Raw genomic sequence first — 14,745 nt, 5'->3', positions numbered from 1 at the left:
AAAATAAAGGGTGTGAGTAAGAGCGGTTAGCTTTGGATGCTTGGAGTAAGTCGGGATAAGGGCAAGCCTCGCTTGCACGTTTCCGACTTGCGAAAGCACTCCAAAGCTGCTCTTGCGAACCCGACTACACAGGGTGTGAAGGCTGGCGGTTAGCTTTCGTTCACTGGAGCAAGTCGCCAAAGCAGTCTGCAAGACTGCGGCGGAGACTTGTGAAGTGACACGAAAGCTGCCAGACTGAACCCGACTAAGGGCGTGAGACTTGGCGCTTAGGCTTGGATGATTGGAGCAAATAAGAATAAGAACGACTTTAGCCGATTTATGTCTAATCGATTTTTATAACATCTTCCCTCTCACTTATAAAATTGCAGGATAAATTCTGCCCCTTGGTCGGTATTTCGGCAGCTAATTTGCCCCTGGTGTTTTTCAACAATGCGCTTGGCCATAGCGAGGCCAATCCCAAAGCCCTTAGAATCAGGATCTTTATAGAAACGCTGGAAAATCTTCTTTTGCTTGCCTTCAGCAATTCCTCCCCCATCATCTTGGATAGACAATTCCAAATAAATGGGGTTCTCCCGAGCCCTTAGCCAGATTCGACGTGTGCCTTCCTGGTTAATGGCATTCTTTAGGATATTAATGACAGCCTCGCTCAACCAGTTAAAGTGCCCGAGCATAACCGCCTCCCCTATATTAATATCAACGACAATTCCATGGTCCTCAATCTCGTCACTTAAGATATCCAGAGCATAGTCTACCACTTCCCTCAAGTGAACTGGCGACAATTTGAAACTCTCAAGATTATTATCCAGACTGGCCAACTTCAAGAGCGCATTGGACAAGTCGTTGAGCCGGTTTAATTGCTGGGAGAGAGTCGCCGGATCCGTCTTATCATTTTCCAAGGCAAAGAGCATGCCCGTAATCGGCGTCTTAATCTGGTGGGCAATGTCTTCGATATTCTGACTCTGATCTTGGGAAAGTTGCTGAACCTTTTCCTTTTCTTCAACGAGCTCAATAAATAACTTATAGATCTGGTCTTCCAACTGGGAGAAATCATCCTGCTTCATGGGAATCTGATAATCTTTCTGGTAGAGTTGGTCAATCAGATCTGTCAGCTCTTGAATCCGCCGGCGCTGGCGGAACTTCAACCAGCAAAATACACCAAGTATGCTTAGAAGCCACAATATATAAATCATAGCTTCAACCGGTAGCCGATACCGCGGACGGTTTCAATCAGATCCTTGGAGGTCTTGTCGCGGATCCGCTTAATCGTGGCGGTCAGAGTATTGTCATTCACATAGGCCTGCCGAGCATCCCAGAAGCGATCCAGCAATTGGTCCCGAGTCAGAAGCTGGCCCCGGTGTCTGATAAAGTGGGCCAAAAGACGATATTCCAAAGCCGTCAAAGCAACCACCTGCCCCTGGTAACAAATTATTCCCTGGTCTTCTTTAAGGACTAGATCGCTGTCCACTTCCATAGGCCCAAAGTCTCTCAAGCAAGCCGCAATCCGAGCCCGCAGGATATTCAGGTTAAAGGGTTTGGTGAGATAGTCCGACGCTCCCGCATCGAGAGCTTCCGCAATAAAATCCACATCAGCCACCACAGTAGTAATGATCACTTTGATATGATTCTCTAAAAAGAGTGCCAAAAGATCAAAACCATTCCCATCCGGCAAATTTAAATCCAGAATAGCCAGATCATAAGCTTGGTTCGACGCCGCTTGCCCTTCAGCAAAATTTTTCGCCAGCTCTACATCAAAGCCATGCTTGGTCAAAAAGTCGACAATCTCTTGGCCAATCACGGGGTCATCTTCAACTAGAAGTAGTGAATTCATCGTTCATCTCCTCCTTAAATGATAGCCATCCTTCCATATCATTTTATTCTTTCACTCCCATTCTATCAGATAATCTCTCGATTTATAAAAAAACAAAAAAGCGGAATTCTTAAACAATTAAAACTTGTCAGAAAACCGCTATTATCTTTTGCATTGAAATACATAACACCCTAATTATGGGTGAATAGATGGGGAAGAAAATGATAAAAAACGCTACATAGTAGAGTTATTACTAAGAAACTACTCTCAATAAAGTCATGCTACTCTGAACCCTTTCAACTTACTCTAAACCTATAAAAAGTACTCTAATTAGCTGAAAGTGTTGAAATTTACTGTAAGTCGCTCCGAACTACTCCGAACTACTCTTCAATATTTTTATTCATTTATTAAAGTGTAATATTGTCTGGATCTCGCTTTGAATTTCCGTGCCAACAAAGAACTTCTTTATCAACCACAGCTCTTAATAGCTTACGAGCTGTGGCATCACTCATTTCCTGATTAGTTCTTGACGCCATCAATCTTCAATTCTTCGCTTTTGAATGAGGTATCCTAGCAAGAAAAAGGCTAAAATATATATTAGAATAGGCCCTAACGATTGACCTAATGCCAGCGATTGCCCGTCCAAATCATCTCCGAATTTTGAGATATAGTATTGCGGGAAAAATGGCTGGATAAGCTCTTGTAGAGTGTCTCCTTTTACAGGTAACAAAGCCCCCGAAAGAAGCATGGTCAAAACAGATAGCATAGTACCGACTAGGAGTGCCCCTTGGTTTTTCTTGGTTAGGGTTGATAAGAACATACCAAAATTGGCCGCAAATAATTCGATTAAGAATAGGTATAAGAAAAGGTGTCCAGATAGAGCCAGGTCAAACATAGGCAATAAGGTAGCGCAAGCTAAAGCATTAATAATAAATAAAAGTAAGAAAGTGAAAAGTACTTGCTGGGAAAGATAAGAAAAAGTCGAAAGCCCACTAGAATAAATCCGCTTAACAATCCCTTGTCGGTCATCAAAATAAAAACGATAGAGGATTAAGGAGAGGATCATCGAAGTCATGGCTAAAACACTGAGCAGCACTTTGAAATGATCCTCGCTTGATGCCGGTTGACTGGGAATTTTCCCCTCATTGAGCCATTGACTTAAGCCTCCCCCTAAAGCTGAATTTCTTACCGTGGTCACATGGTATTTACCTTCACCCTTACTGATGTAGGCGTCATATTGACCAGTGATTAACGGAGTAAAGTCCTGCTTGTCTCCTGACAGTGCTTCAACAGTTAAAGCATCATTATCCAAGGCTAACAAGTCACTGGCACTTGAATCGACTCCTATTATAGGCTTAGGAAGATCCATAGTAATGACAAAGGCACTAGCGGCAACCGTTACAAAAACAATCAAAATTGACAACCAGAGATAAGATTGAACTTGAAATAGTCGCTTTAAATTATTATTTAGAATAATAAATTTCATTTTTACTCTCCAAAATCTTCAGGGTGATACTTTAAATGAATAATGAATAAAAAAATTAGTGACGCTAATAATAAGATCATCATGGTCGTTGAAAGAGAATGATTATTGTTATCATAAATGATTTCAAAAAAGCTCTCCATCACCTGTCCGATCGGTGACAGATTGGCTATTTGACTAATCCGCTTGCCAAAGATAGACATGGGAAAGAATAACCCCGACAGCATCGCAAAAAGGTTAATCACTAAGTTTAGAATTTTTGTGGCTAGATCTTCACTTTTTAGTAAGAGGCAAAAGGCTCCCCCATAGGTGACTGAGAAAGTCACCAAACTTAAATCAAGTAATAAGATATCAAACACATGCCGTCCCCCATAGTTAACCCATCCGCTCGTATTAAAAATCAAGATATAGCTGGCGAGGATGACATAGGAGACTGCAATAGCCACGATTAATTTAGAAAGGTAAACCTTATACCTGGCTATGGGCGAATAGACAATCCGATAATTGGCATACTTGACCTGGTGACCAAACAAGAGCTCGGGCAAGATAATCACCGTGGCCATGGATAAATAGATCATCATGGTGACGCCATAATAGTCATAGGCCGTAAGTAAATCATCACTAAAAAGCGGAGAAAAAACAAAGCCTGTCACTCTAATTAAGAGCAGCGGATAGAGTAAAAGATAGGTCATAATCGGTTTATTTTTAAAGAGATTCACCAGATCTTGTTTCATGATGGTTAACATAAGCATCCCCCTTAGTCTCTTAATCTCTTCCCAGTTAAGCTTAAGAAGACATCTTCTAGGTTCTTCTTCTTGGTTTGGATACCACTAATAGCAATATGAGATTGCAACAAAAGCGACAAGACTGCATTTAGGGAAGTGCCTGTTTTCTTCATAGTGAGATTCAAATGCAAATCGCTGTCTTGATCAGCCGTCAACACATGAGGGAGCTGACGGATCTTGTCCAATAAATCTTTGGACATGGGCTGGTTGAGGCTAATTTGATAGCTGGCATCACTGTAATCATCCAAAATATTATCCAAGCGATCATTTAACAAAACCACTCCCCCGTCCATGATGATAACTCGGTCACAAATTTGCTGGACTTCCTCCATGTAATGGGTAGTGTAGATAATCGTGGCCCCTTCAGCTCGCAAAGACTTGATGGAGTCGAGGATGTGGTTTCGAGATTGAGGGTCAATTCCCACCGTGGGCTCATCAAAAATAATTAATTGGGGATCATGGGCTATGGCACAGGCGATGTTTAAGCGCCGCTTCATCCCACCTGAAAAAGTGGCAGCTTTATCATGTTTTCGCTCTTCTAGTCCCACCTTTCTAAGCGCATTGTCAACCTTGTCCTTCATTTCAGCTTTCTTGACGCCATAGAGGGAGGCAAAGAATTTAACATTCTGGTAGGCCGAAATTTCTTCATAAATAGCGAGTTCTTGCGGTACAATACCGAGGCTTTGTTTGATTCTCTTCAAGGACAGTCCTTCATCACCAAAGTAGGTCAGCTTGCCTTCATCCGCCTTTAAAAGCGTAGATAAAATATTAATGGTGGTACTTTTCCCAGCACCATTGGGGCCTAAGAATCCCAGGATTTCACCCTTTTCCACCTGAAAATTCAGGCGATCTAAGGCTTTCCGTCCATTTTTATAGGTTTTCGATAGGTCTTTGACGGTTAAAATATTCTCCATAGTCTCGTCCTCTATTCATTAAAGCTCAGATCAAAAATTATTTTGACAACTTTCTCCATATAAGCTTCTTGTTCTTGGTCATCTTCAAAACTAGAAAAGACAGGGTAAGAGTTTTGAATCAAGTTCATGATTAATTTGGCTTTGGTGACTTGATCTTTATCCTGACCGCCATCTTGAATAATGGTTAAAATAGCAACAATGATAGCAACCATCTGTTCATTAAAATCCACCATCAGCTCTTTAAAGGCCTGGTCCTTTCGTGACAGCATCAGGATATCACTATTTAAGAACCGGTTTTCCCAGTTCTTATCCATCCCCTTGACCAAAAATTCTTTAAATTTTAATTCCGACCGGAGATTGTTACCAGTAATTTCTGCCTTAAGTTTTTCCATTTCTGCTAGTGAATAATTGAAGAAGCTCTTGATCAATTCGGTAAAGACATCTTCTTTGCTAGTGAAATAGTTGTAAAAAACACCAACAGACACTCCAGCCTCCTTTGTAATCTCCTTAGTCGTAATCGAGCTAATACTTCTATCTCTAAGCAAGTGATCAGTCGCTTTAATTAACTTTTCTTTATTATCTTTAGCCATTGTGCTCTCCCATTAAAGTTTCATAAATGAATTATAGTTCACTTTACAAAAAATATTAAATTATAATATGAACTTTATTTCATTGCTTTGATTTATTTTTCTAAAAGAACGATTAATCACTTATAAGCTCATTCCTATAGTTCAGTAAAGAAAAAAGCCCCTTCTCAGGAGCTTCTATCAGCTAATAACTATTTAAATATCCATCTCTACACTTCATATAACAAAGTAGACTGCTCCAAATAAGCATTGGGATAAAGAACCAATAAATCTCTTACGGCCTGAGCCAAGTTGTCTTTATTAGCCTCGCCCTCCCGGTATGCCGACAGGAGGGCCATAAAATCAGCTTTTTCTCGGTCGGTCGCTAATTTTTTAAAGTAGCCCCAGACATGCTGGTAGGCATTGACAACCTGGCCGCGGTCTTCGGGCATGGCCTTGGCTTGATCGATATAGGCTTCTACCACATCTAATTCTGGCTCCTCTGTTTTCAAATACTCCCGAATTTCTAAGTAGAGCTTCTGCGACTTACTCAGTACCAAATATTTATTTTGCGCCCAAAGTTTTTGACAGGCTTGGACTTGCTTGGACATTTTAAACCTCCTAGGATTCTGCTAAATCTATGATAAAGCAAGTGCCATGGAAAGCAACAATCTATTCTTAGCGTTTGATAAACACTATCCTTTTTCATAAACAGGTATAGCTAGTTCAACCCGAGCCCCCTGATTGATATTCTGGAGCTGGATATAACCAGCGTGCAGTACCATTACTTGTTTAACGAAAGCGAGACCAATTCCAAAATGCTGGTTTTTATGAGATCTTGAGCTATCCGCTTTATAAAATAAACTACCAAAATTTTCTAAAACTTCTTCTGAAAAGCCGGCACCGCGATTCCATATTATAATTCGTAAGTGTCTAGCATCTGCAACAATGTACAATCTAATTTCTTGGTTAGGCTTGGACCCATAACTTATTGCATTGTTAATAATATTATCCACCGAACGAATAATTAAATCCATATCAACATGAACTGTATACCCTTCCTTCAAGTCTTCTGAAAGATGATAAGTAATTGTCTTTCCTATAAGATAGGCACATTCATCTTTTATAACTTTAGCCAAATTTTCGACTGAATAGTCAGAAAAGTAAATAGGCTTTGTATAAGACATTTTAGCATAGCTAATTAATTGATTGAAATAATCATCTAATTGTTGGCTGGCTTTTTCGATATCTTTAAGGCATTGATAGTTTTGATTTGATTGTATGCTAAACTGCAGCAATTCTGCATTACCCTGAATCACTGTTAGCGGGGTTTTAAGATCGTGAGCCATTGCGGAAACTTTAAATAGAACATCCTTTTTTTGTTTCTTTTCCGCTTGAACCATACGCTCAATTCTTTCTTGCATCGCTTCAATATGTCGATTTGTTTGGCTGAATTCAGCAATCTGAATATCCCAGGAACGAGGGTTATGATTTAACCATAAACTTTGATGATAGACAATATCCATATCTTGTTTGACTATTTTTAATAGTTTAGTAAGGTTAATCGAAATGATTATAACAAGCATAGTACAAGCATACATCCATGAAAAAACATTGAAGAAAATATTCAATACTTCTCGGTTGAAAGAATAGCTATTGCTATGAATTTCTATACTCAAAAAAACTAGAGGAACTAGATAAGCTAGGATAATAGAAAGTCCAAACTGCCAGATAATTCTCCAAACTGTTTTTTCTATATGTCCTTGGAAGTTGAGTTTTCGTTCCATTGATAGCCTCCCCCCCCACTGTGTCCTAATGGGATTGATTGAATATACCTTCAATTTACTTCGAATTTGATAAATATATTCCGCAATTGACCGAAACTGTGTATCAGATTCAGCAGGATAGAGCCTCTCGAATAGCTCTTCAACAGTGAATATTTTTCTGGGTTGGCTGGCAAGTATGTGTACCAAGGTAAATTCACGTTTCGTCAATGATAATGGTTGATTTTTGACAAAGAGGACTTGTTGGTCAATATCAAGAAGTAAATCCCCATGTTGAATTTGATGAAATTGGCTTCGTTCTTCGCGTCGAAGGTGCATTTGCACACGAGCCTCTAATTCTTTAATGCTAAAAGGTTTTTTTATATAATCATCTGCTCCAGCATTAATGCCAGCAAGCAAATCGCTATCTAATTGCTTAGCTGTAACAAATATAATTGGTACCTTAATCTGTTTTCGAATACGTCGACAGATTTCAAGACCGTTAATTGGCATCATAATATCAAGTAAGATCAGGTCATATCCGATAAAAGATGAAAGCTCAATATCCTTAAGGTCTGCTTTCGTAACGACCTTATACCCCGAACGTTCAAGAGTATTTTTGATAAGTCGTAAAATACGGTCATCATCATCGACAACTAGGATTTTATATTTTTTTATATTTTTCATAGTAAAATGATATCACAAAAGTTCTCTAGCTAGTATGTATTTTATTGAACAGATCGATTACAAAATATCCAACCAGCGACGTTTATTAATAAAATAGACCATAGAAACTGAACGATAACCCCTTCAAAAACAGGAAGAAATAAGGGATTTTCTTGGGCAAAGAATAAATTTAGAGTAGCAATAAGAGGACAATAACTAACGAAAGGGCTAAATTGTAGTAGAATCTGACCCAAGCCTAGTAAAAGAGAAAGCAGCAGAGCTGTTGATACCAACATTGACCTAGATATAATGACTAAACTAATGCAGATAAAAATAAGGCTAACTAAGAGCAAACCACTGCAACATACGAGAGACAATAAGGAACTTGATAACGCTTGTTGGTAATATATTCTAACGAGAAGCAATGACAGGGCTACAGTCATTAACCAAATTCCAAATGTAATTGACAATAGAACAAAAACTTTACTATATAGAATATTCATTCTCCTTGGTACTGCCAGTAGGGAGTTTCTCAGACTAGCATTTAAATATTCCTGGCCAATATATAAAATACTTATCACTATAATGCCTGCTTGTCCTAAATAGAAACTCTCAGCTAACTGCTCCCACACGTAGGACTCGTTAACAATTTTAGGACTCTCGTGCAAGTAAAGGATCATCATTGGAACTAGTAAGATAGTTGTCACGGCTGTGCCACTTAACCAAGGATTATAGAAGAATTTCAAATATTCGCTTCGCAAACTATTCAACATTTATTTCATCTCCTTAAGATCTGAGTTAACGAACTGATGATAAGTTAGTAATCCCATAACCAATACCCAACAAGTTAGGAAAAAAACAGTAATTACTGGGGTATGGGCTAGCTGAATCGGAGAGCTAGCAATGAGATTCGTCGCTAAGCTAACGGGGAGCAATCTAGCGATTAAGAATCGTTCAGCTAGAAAACTTCCTAAATTATAGAGCTGGGGGATTAAAAATAGTAATACAGGTATGGCTGATTTAGCATAGAAAGCAAGGATATATGACAATTCAGCTAGCAAAGTCCATGAAATCACAGCAAACATAATCAATTGCCAAGTTCGTTCATTAAGAAAGATGGGATTAAGTCCACTAGAGCCTAGAGCAAGCTGACTCGCTGCAATGGATAGGTAGATTGAAAGCGTTGAGATTAATAAAAAGAAACAAAGGTGAGTTAATATTTTTATATGAAAAAATGTAATCTTATTAGGGTACAATAGCAGACTGGTGCGAAGGCTATTATTCTTGTATTCTAGACTGCCTAGAACACTTGCTAGGATAATCATAGCTAATATTCCTAATAAAACAGCATCAAAACCCATGTATTCAATCGGTGGAATCGCTTCAAGTAATTCTGGATTACTATCAGGTGTTCCATCAAGGCCAACAGTCAATATTTGTCTAGAGCTAAAATAGGCTAAGAGTGGCTGAAATACACACGTAGTGATTAACGCTAGCTGAGTACTTTTACTGTAAATAATTTTCAGAAATTCTGCTTGAATTGCGTTAATTAATGATCTATTTTTCATGATTGTCTCCGATCAGATTGAAGAAGACATCTTCTAAACTACTACAATCTTTCATAATTAGTGGTAAAGAGCTCTTAGCTATAACATGCCCCTTATTAATGAATACAACATAATCAGTAACCGCTTCAACTTCAGATAATATATGAGAAGATAAGAGGACCGTTCTTCCTCTATTCGCCTGTTGTCGAATAAATTCTCTAAACCAACGAATACCACTCGGATCAAGTCCGTTAGTAGGTTCATCAAGAATTAAGTACTGTGGGTCCCCTAACAAAGCTGTTGCAATGCCTAAGCGCTGCCCTTCTCCTAAGGATAGACTAGCAATTTTAGCATTTGCTTTTGCAGTAATATCTGTCAATGACAAAACCTCATCAATGCGAGAAAAAGGTATTCCATTGCTAGCTGCAGCAATTTTGAGGTGTTGAGTCACAGTCCTACTATCGGGAGCGCCTACACCATCAAATGAAGCACCTACTGTTAAAAGTGGATAAAGTATATTCTTATATCTTTTTCCGCCAATCAGAGCTGTTCCTGAATCAGCTTGGTCTAATCCTAGCAAAATACGTAAGGTTGAGCTCTTACCGGCGCCATTTGGACCTAAAAAGGCAGTAATTTTACCTTCTTCAGCTGTAAAACTAATATTTTCAAGAATTGCTGTTTTATGAATGGTCTTTGTCACTTGTCTAATTTCTATAGTATGCATCTAATTCACCTCGTCTTATGCTTTATTCTCTTTAGATTTCAAATATTTGAACTTGAGAACAATTAGATTATAGAAAGAAATATTCAGGAAAATATCAGAATTCAAAAAAATCATCCTTAATCCCTTGAAAGATTGTGAGGAAATGCTCCTTGGAAGTCCAAATAAAAACCATGCATGACAAAATCACACATGGTAAAAGATTTATTTAACTATCAGCTTAACAAGAACAGTTCAAAGTTTTAGCTATTTTCAATCTCTGCTAAATTCTCCGACGAACCGCCTCATAGAACTGAAGGGGATTCTTTTCAAGCAAGTGTCCCTTCAAGAGGTCTTCTACTGTGTTTAAAGTCAGAGGCCCGCCTACTTGTTTGAGCAAGTCACGGCTATCGACTTTCTCTTGGATATAGACAAGGGCTGGATCTTCAAGTTCTAGATGATCAGCTAAAGCTTCCACGCAATCATTCAGAGACCCGATATTATCGACTAGACCTTTTTGGAGGGCAGCTTGCCCCAGATAAACCCGGCCACCAGCTAAGGGCTCTAAGTCGTCTTCCGCTATCTTTCTCGCGAGCGATACCCGATCCTTAAACTCAGCGTAGACGGCCTCCATATTACGGGTGAGACGGTCCTTCGATTCATCAGACAGGGGCTCGAATGGGTTCAAGAAATCTGTGGCTTCTCCCTTGCTGACGCTCTCTAGATGGAGATCTAGCTTCTCCACAGCACCAGTAAATTCTGGAACCATGGCAACCACTCCAATCGATCCCGTTAAGCTGTTTCGATTAGCGAATAGCCGGTCCCCTGCACAGGCAATATAATAGCCTCCACTGGCACAATAATCTCCCATCGAAATATAGATCGGTAAGTCTAAATGCTTGAATAGTTGATAGATCTTCTCTGCTTCAAAGGCTTCCCCACCCGGGCTATCAATTCGAATAACTAGACCACGCACATGGTCCATCTGCTTGAGCTGTTCGACCTTATTCTTGACATTCTCATAAGAAATATGCGTTTTTTGGCCAGGTTTGGATTGAATCGTCCCTGAAAGACAGACCAGTGCGATCTCATCTTGGTCGCTTGATCGACTAAAAGGATTTTTCATCGACTTTAGGCCAAATGAATCTCCCTTATCCGATAAACACTTATAAGTATCAAAGGAAACCGTGCGCTCTAAGTCATGAATAGCTAATTCCTTATAGCCTAAGCAGCCATCAATCAAGCCTAAGTCTAAGGCTTGCTGGCGATCAGCTAAAACAAGTTCTCCTGACAGGACTGCCCCCTCAATATCTACTCCACGCTTTTGCTTCACTAAATTGGTGAAATACGCCAAGGCCTCATCCCCCATTACTTGCAGGGATTCTCGCCTAGCAGGGCTCATCTGATTATGGTGGTAAGCTTCACCTGCTACCTTATAGTCTCCAATTGATAAGACATGCATCTTCACACCAAACTTAGCCAAGAAATCTTTGAGGTAGAGATCGTAATAAGCATAACCTCGCAAGCATAAGCTAGCATTATTGGTATCTAGCATATAAATCTTGGATGCTAGTAAGGCCATACGATAATTCTGTTGGTTGAAATCTGTGCCATAAGCAATGACTTCCTTATGCTTCGCCATCTTTTCGAACAGAGGAAGAAGCTCTTCAATTTGAGCTAAAGTTAAATCCATCTGATCAACGTCTAGGTATACCCGCTCGATCTGTGGATCATCCACTAAGTCTTCTAATTTAGCTAGGAAAGTATAATATAAGTCGCCTGCGTCCCCGGATATCAGGGAGCTTGCTTGGTCTTCTTTCAAATCATGTGTATCAATTACCACTTGTCTAACTTCCTTGGTCATCACTTCTTTAGTCGGAGACTTAGCCTTCAGCTTCTTATAAACGATCCCAGCCAAGATCCCTAGTAAGGCAATAAAAATCACAGCGACTAGAAAGCCTTCGATCAATGCTCGAACAATAAACATGCCATCAGTCCTTTTTCAATTTAAGATTTACCACACAATTCTCTGCAGCGATGAGGTGGATAAATCCATTGTATAACAGCTGGAAGGTAAAGGGAATATGATACTTTATTGTTATATTTTTATAGTTACAGCTTTACCATGCTGCTTCCCTCTCTAATAGAAAAAAACATCTCAGGAGCTCCTCTCATCATCGCTAGCCATTAAATTGGCAAAACTATCTTTTTTCGTTTTCTGATGACCTTCGCAAATTGATTTTTTCGTTTTCATTAGGCACTCTGAGTGTAGCGATGAATGCGATAATAATTAAAACATGCAGAACAATGTGCCATAAGTCAGGTACATATCTTCCCGGTATGCTTATGAGTTGGATACAATCTTCAAAATAAGCAATTTTACCTTCAACACTACCCATCAAGCCTTTTCCGAAAATCGTATACCATTCGTGGGCAAGGAATTGTAATATAAACCAGCCAGCTAACCAACCTAATTGAATATATTTACCTATCTTATCAGTAAACAAAAATACAAAGAATACAATGATAGAAATGAGCATAAACATGCCATCTTCCTTCAAAGCTCCCTCAACTAAATACTTATCACCGACTTTCACCCCAAACATATCCAGTGAAAACCATATAAGCAATAAAAGATTAGACACAATTGCAATCTTCTTTTTTCTCATAGTCATTACTCCCCTGCTTTAAATCTAGGTTAATTATCACTTTCAACTTACGAAAAAAGTGGAAATTTATTGAAACCTAGTTTGTACATTCTTCCCAAAATCGTCGACCAGTTTCCCAATACGCCTACCCTCATTCTAGCAGAGTCCAGCTCATTTCTCCTCTAATAACCAAAAAGCGAGCTCCCCTAGAAGCCGCAACTCCAGGGGAACTCGCTGTTATCTTATTTATAGCCTTTCTTTCTCCAACAAAGCCACGGCCTCCACATGCTGGGTATGGGGAAACTGATCGACGAGTTGGATTTTGCTGAGCTGGTAGCCGTAGTCTCTGAGCCAAGCCATGTCAGTGGCCAGGGTCTTGGGATTGCAGGAGACATAGATGATCTTATTGGTGCCCAAGCGTCCGATCCGGCGCATGACCTTGCCCCCTGCTCCATTGCGGGGTGGATCGAGGAGCAAGAGGTCTGCTTGACCCCAGTCGTCTTCAATCTCAGTCAAGCCGCGTCGGGCATCACGGGCCATAAAGTGAGTATTGTCGAGCCCGTTCTCCCGGGCGTTACGCTTGGCGGATTCAATGGACTGGTCGACGATTTCGATCCCAGCAAGGGCCTTGGCCTGCTGGGCTAGGGGCAGGCTGAAGGTGCCGACCCCACAGAAGAGGTCGATGACCAGGCTCTGGTCAGTCAGGTCCGCCCAGTCCAGGACGAGGTCAATCATTCGCTGGGCCTGGCTAGGGTTAGGCTGGAAGAAGGTATCGAAGTAGAGGCGGTAGTGGAAGCCAGCCAGTTCATCGCGGATATAGTCACGGCCCGCTAAGACGGTTACTTGGTCCGCACCCATCTTATCAGCAATCTCCGTGTTCTTAATCCACATCAAGCTCTTCACCTCGGTATAGGCGCCCATCCGCCAGATTAGGTCCGCAACGGCTTCGGGGAACTGGCTGCTGTCTTCCTTGGCGAATAAGGCCAGCATCACTTCCCCAGTCTTCTGGCCTTGACGGAGGAGCAATTGACGCAGGAGGCCTTGCTTGGTTTTCTTATCATAGCCAGCCAGACCCCAGTGCTCTTGCCAGGCTTGGATTTCTTCTTTAAGCTTCATGAAGATCTCAGGAGCTAGGAGGTTGTCCTGCCAGTCCACAATCTGATACTGGTCGCCCTGGGCAAAGAAGCCCAAAGCCCCCTCCTTGGAGAAGCTGAGTTCAATCTTATTGCGGTAATGGTAGGGATCCTCCATCCCCCAGACTTCCCCCACGAGGTCTGGGTCAAAGCCTTGGTCCGCTAGATAGGTCTGGGCCATGGCCTGCTTAAAGGCTAGTTGGTCCTCATAGGCCATAAATTCGAGCGGTGCTCCACCCACTTGGGCCTGGTCGAGTTCATAGCCGCCGATCCGGCTCGGCGCAGCTTCCAGGATCCGGTCATAAGTTAAGCAAGCCCGGCGCCGTCCCCGAGCATTGGGAACTGTAATCAAGAGCCGGTCCCCAGGTAAGGCCTTAGGGATGCGGAGCTTCAACTTCCGTCCCTTACCCTGGTCTGTATCGGGAAAGCGATAAGTCGCCAGCCCCATTCCCTTGTCATCAAGGGCTTTGACTTCCACTTCCAGTTGTTCAGTCGGATAATTTTTCTTAGTCATCAACAACCACCTTCTTTGCGATTTTAAATTTATAGTTTATTTTTTATAAATAATTGGATGGCTTATTATAAAAATCAGTATACTTGAGCAGGAGTGGAGCTTTGAAGTTGATTCTTAGCCATGATTAAGCAAGCGATGTGAATTAGGGATAGTTGGCTTTAGCCTTACTAGCCCTTTGAAGCTCGCTAGGCGAGAGACCTTGGCTCGAGCCGGTGCCAT

At 40.9% G+C, this 14,745-nt stretch carries 13 protein-coding genes and 2 pseudogenes; all 15 read right to left on the bottom strand.

All coding sequences use genetic code 11. The features are described from left to right. Positions 1 to 350: 350 nt before the first annotated feature. Positions 351 to 1,142: a sensor histidine kinase gene (locus AWM72_RS06125; RefSeq protein WP_233419249.1), complete on the bottom strand. Its 792-nt coding sequence runs from the start codon at positions 1,140 to 1,142 to the stop codon at positions 351 to 353. A 44-nt stretch (positions 1,143 to 1,186) separates the two neighbouring features. Further along, complete coding sequence (locus AWM72_RS06120) at positions 1,187 to 1,828, bottom strand: response regulator transcription factor (protein ID WP_067974880.1); 642 nt, start codon at positions 1,826 to 1,828, stop codon at positions 1,187 to 1,189. Between the two features lie 514 nt (positions 1,829 to 2,342). Further along, complete coding sequence (locus tag AWM72_RS06115) at positions 2,343 to 3,293, bottom strand: ABC transporter permease (protein ID WP_067974878.1); 951 nt, start codon at positions 3,291 to 3,293, stop codon at positions 2,343 to 2,345. Between the two features lie 2 nt (positions 3,294 to 3,295). Beyond that, a complete protein-coding gene (locus AWM72_RS06110) occupies positions 3,296 to 4,036 on the bottom strand; it encodes an ABC transporter permease (protein WP_067974875.1) in 741 nt (246 codons plus the stop codon). A gap of 11 nt (positions 4,037 to 4,047) precedes the next feature. Beyond that, positions 4,048 to 4,989, bottom strand: a complete 942-nt coding sequence (locus AWM72_RS06105) for an ABC transporter ATP-binding protein (protein WP_067974872.1) — start codon at positions 4,987 to 4,989, stop codon at positions 4,048 to 4,050. Between the two features lie 11 nt (positions 4,990 to 5,000). Then, positions 5,001 to 5,579, bottom strand: coding sequence for a TetR/AcrR family transcriptional regulator (locus AWM72_RS06100; RefSeq protein WP_067974869.1), 579 nt, complete (start codon positions 5,577 to 5,579; stop codon positions 5,001 to 5,003). Positions 5,580 to 5,785: 206 nt separating this feature from the next. Continuing rightward, positions 5,786 to 6,166 (bottom strand): YbgA family protein, encoded by a 381-nt coding sequence (locus tag AWM72_RS06095; RefSeq protein WP_067974864.1) that lies wholly within the window; start codon positions 6,164 to 6,166, stop codon positions 5,786 to 5,788. A gap of 84 nt (positions 6,167 to 6,250) precedes the next feature. Next, a pseudogene (locus AWM72_RS09670) lies at positions 6,251 to 6,901 on the bottom strand (sensor histidine kinase); the annotation flags it as partial. A 407-nt stretch (positions 6,902 to 7,308) separates the two neighbouring features. Further along, positions 7,309 to 8,005: pseudogene (locus tag AWM72_RS09665) on the bottom strand (response regulator transcription factor). Between the two features lie 41 nt (positions 8,006 to 8,046). Beyond that, positions 8,047 to 8,757, bottom strand: a complete 711-nt coding sequence (locus tag AWM72_RS06080) for an ABC transporter permease (protein WP_067974858.1) — start codon at positions 8,755 to 8,757, stop codon at positions 8,047 to 8,049. Beyond that, complete coding sequence (locus AWM72_RS06075) at positions 8,758 to 9,552, bottom strand: ABC transporter permease (protein WP_067974855.1); 795 nt, start codon at positions 9,550 to 9,552, stop codon at positions 8,758 to 8,760. It lies immediately after the preceding gene. Next, on the bottom strand, positions 9,542 to 10,255 hold the full coding sequence (locus AWM72_RS06070) for an ABC transporter ATP-binding protein (RefSeq protein ID WP_067974851.1): 714 nt from the start codon (positions 10,253 to 10,255) through the stop codon (positions 9,542 to 9,544). Before AWM72_RS06070 ends, AWM72_RS06075 begins: the two co-directional genes overlap by 11 nt. 259 nt (positions 10,256 to 10,514) lie before the next feature. Then, entirely contained in the window at positions 10,515 to 12,218 is a 1,704-nt protein-coding gene (gene sppA, locus AWM72_RS06065) for a signal peptide peptidase SppA (RefSeq protein WP_067974848.1), read from the bottom strand. 214 nt (positions 12,219 to 12,432) lie between these two features. Next, the gene (locus AWM72_RS06060; RefSeq protein WP_230080870.1) at positions 12,433 to 12,906 is read right to left on the bottom strand and encodes a hypothetical protein; all 474 of its coding nucleotides are present in this window, start codon (positions 12,904 to 12,906) and stop codon (positions 12,433 to 12,435) included. Positions 12,907 to 13,125: 219 nt separating this feature from the next. Continuing rightward, positions 13,126 to 14,526, bottom strand: coding sequence for a 23S rRNA (uracil(1939)-C(5))-methyltransferase RlmD (rlmD, locus tag AWM72_RS06055; RefSeq protein ID WP_067974843.1), 1,401 nt, complete (start codon positions 14,524 to 14,526; stop codon positions 13,126 to 13,128). Positions 14,527 to 14,745 lie beyond the last annotated feature (219 nt).

The organism is Aerococcus sanguinicola (assembly GCF_001543145.1).
GTDB lineage: Bacteria > Bacillota > Bacilli > Lactobacillales > Aerococcaceae > Aerococcus > Aerococcus sanguinicola.
The sequence above is the reverse complement of the archived record's forward strand: the minus strand, read 5'-3'. Positions and strand labels throughout refer to the sequence as shown.

What these genes read in the sequence shown, in the direction of transcription:
- AWM72_RS06120 (WP_067974880.1), bottom strand. Translation starts at nt 1,828, where the DNA reads ATGAATTCACTACTTCTAGTTGAAGATGACCCCGTGATTGGCCAAGAG.
- AWM72_RS06115 (WP_067974878.1), bottom strand. Translation starts at nt 3,293, where the DNA reads ATGAAATTTATTATTCTAAATAATAATTTAAAGCGACTATTTCAAGTT.
- AWM72_RS06110 (WP_067974875.1), bottom strand. Translation starts at nt 4,036, where the DNA reads ATGTTAACCATCATGAAACAAGATCTGGTGAATCTCTTTAAAAATAAA.
- AWM72_RS06105 (WP_067974872.1), bottom strand. Translation starts at nt 4,989, where the DNA reads ATGGAGAATATTTTAACCGTCAAAGACCTATCGAAAACCTATAAAAAT.
- AWM72_RS06100 (WP_067974869.1), bottom strand. Translation starts at nt 5,579, where the DNA reads ATGGCTAAAGATAATAAAGAAAAGTTAATTAAAGCGACTGATCACTTG.
- AWM72_RS06095 (WP_067974864.1), bottom strand. Translation starts at nt 6,166, where the DNA reads ATGTCCAAGCAAGTCCAAGCCTGTCAAAAACTTTGGGCGCAAAATAAA.
- AWM72_RS06080 (WP_067974858.1), bottom strand. Translation starts at nt 8,757, where the DNA reads ATGTTGAATAGTTTGCGAAGCGAATATTTGAAATTCTTCTATAATCCT.
- AWM72_RS06075 (WP_067974855.1), bottom strand. Translation starts at nt 9,552, where the DNA reads ATGAAAAATAGATCATTAATTAACGCAATTCAAGCAGAATTTCTGAAA.
- AWM72_RS06070 (WP_067974851.1), bottom strand. Translation starts at nt 10,255, where the DNA reads ATGCATACTATAGAAATTAGACAAGTGACAAAGACCATTCATAAAACA.
- sppA (WP_067974848.1), bottom strand. Translation starts at nt 12,218, where the DNA reads ATGTTTATTGTTCGAGCATTGATCGAAGGCTTTCTAGTCGCTGTGATT.
- AWM72_RS06060 (WP_230080870.1), bottom strand. Translation starts at nt 12,906, where the DNA reads ATGACTATGAGAAAAAAGAAGATTGCAATTGTGTCTAATCTTTTATTG.
- rlmD (WP_067974843.1), bottom strand. Translation starts at nt 14,526, where the DNA reads ATGACTAAGAAAAATTATCCGACTGAACAACTGGAAGTGGAAGTCAAA.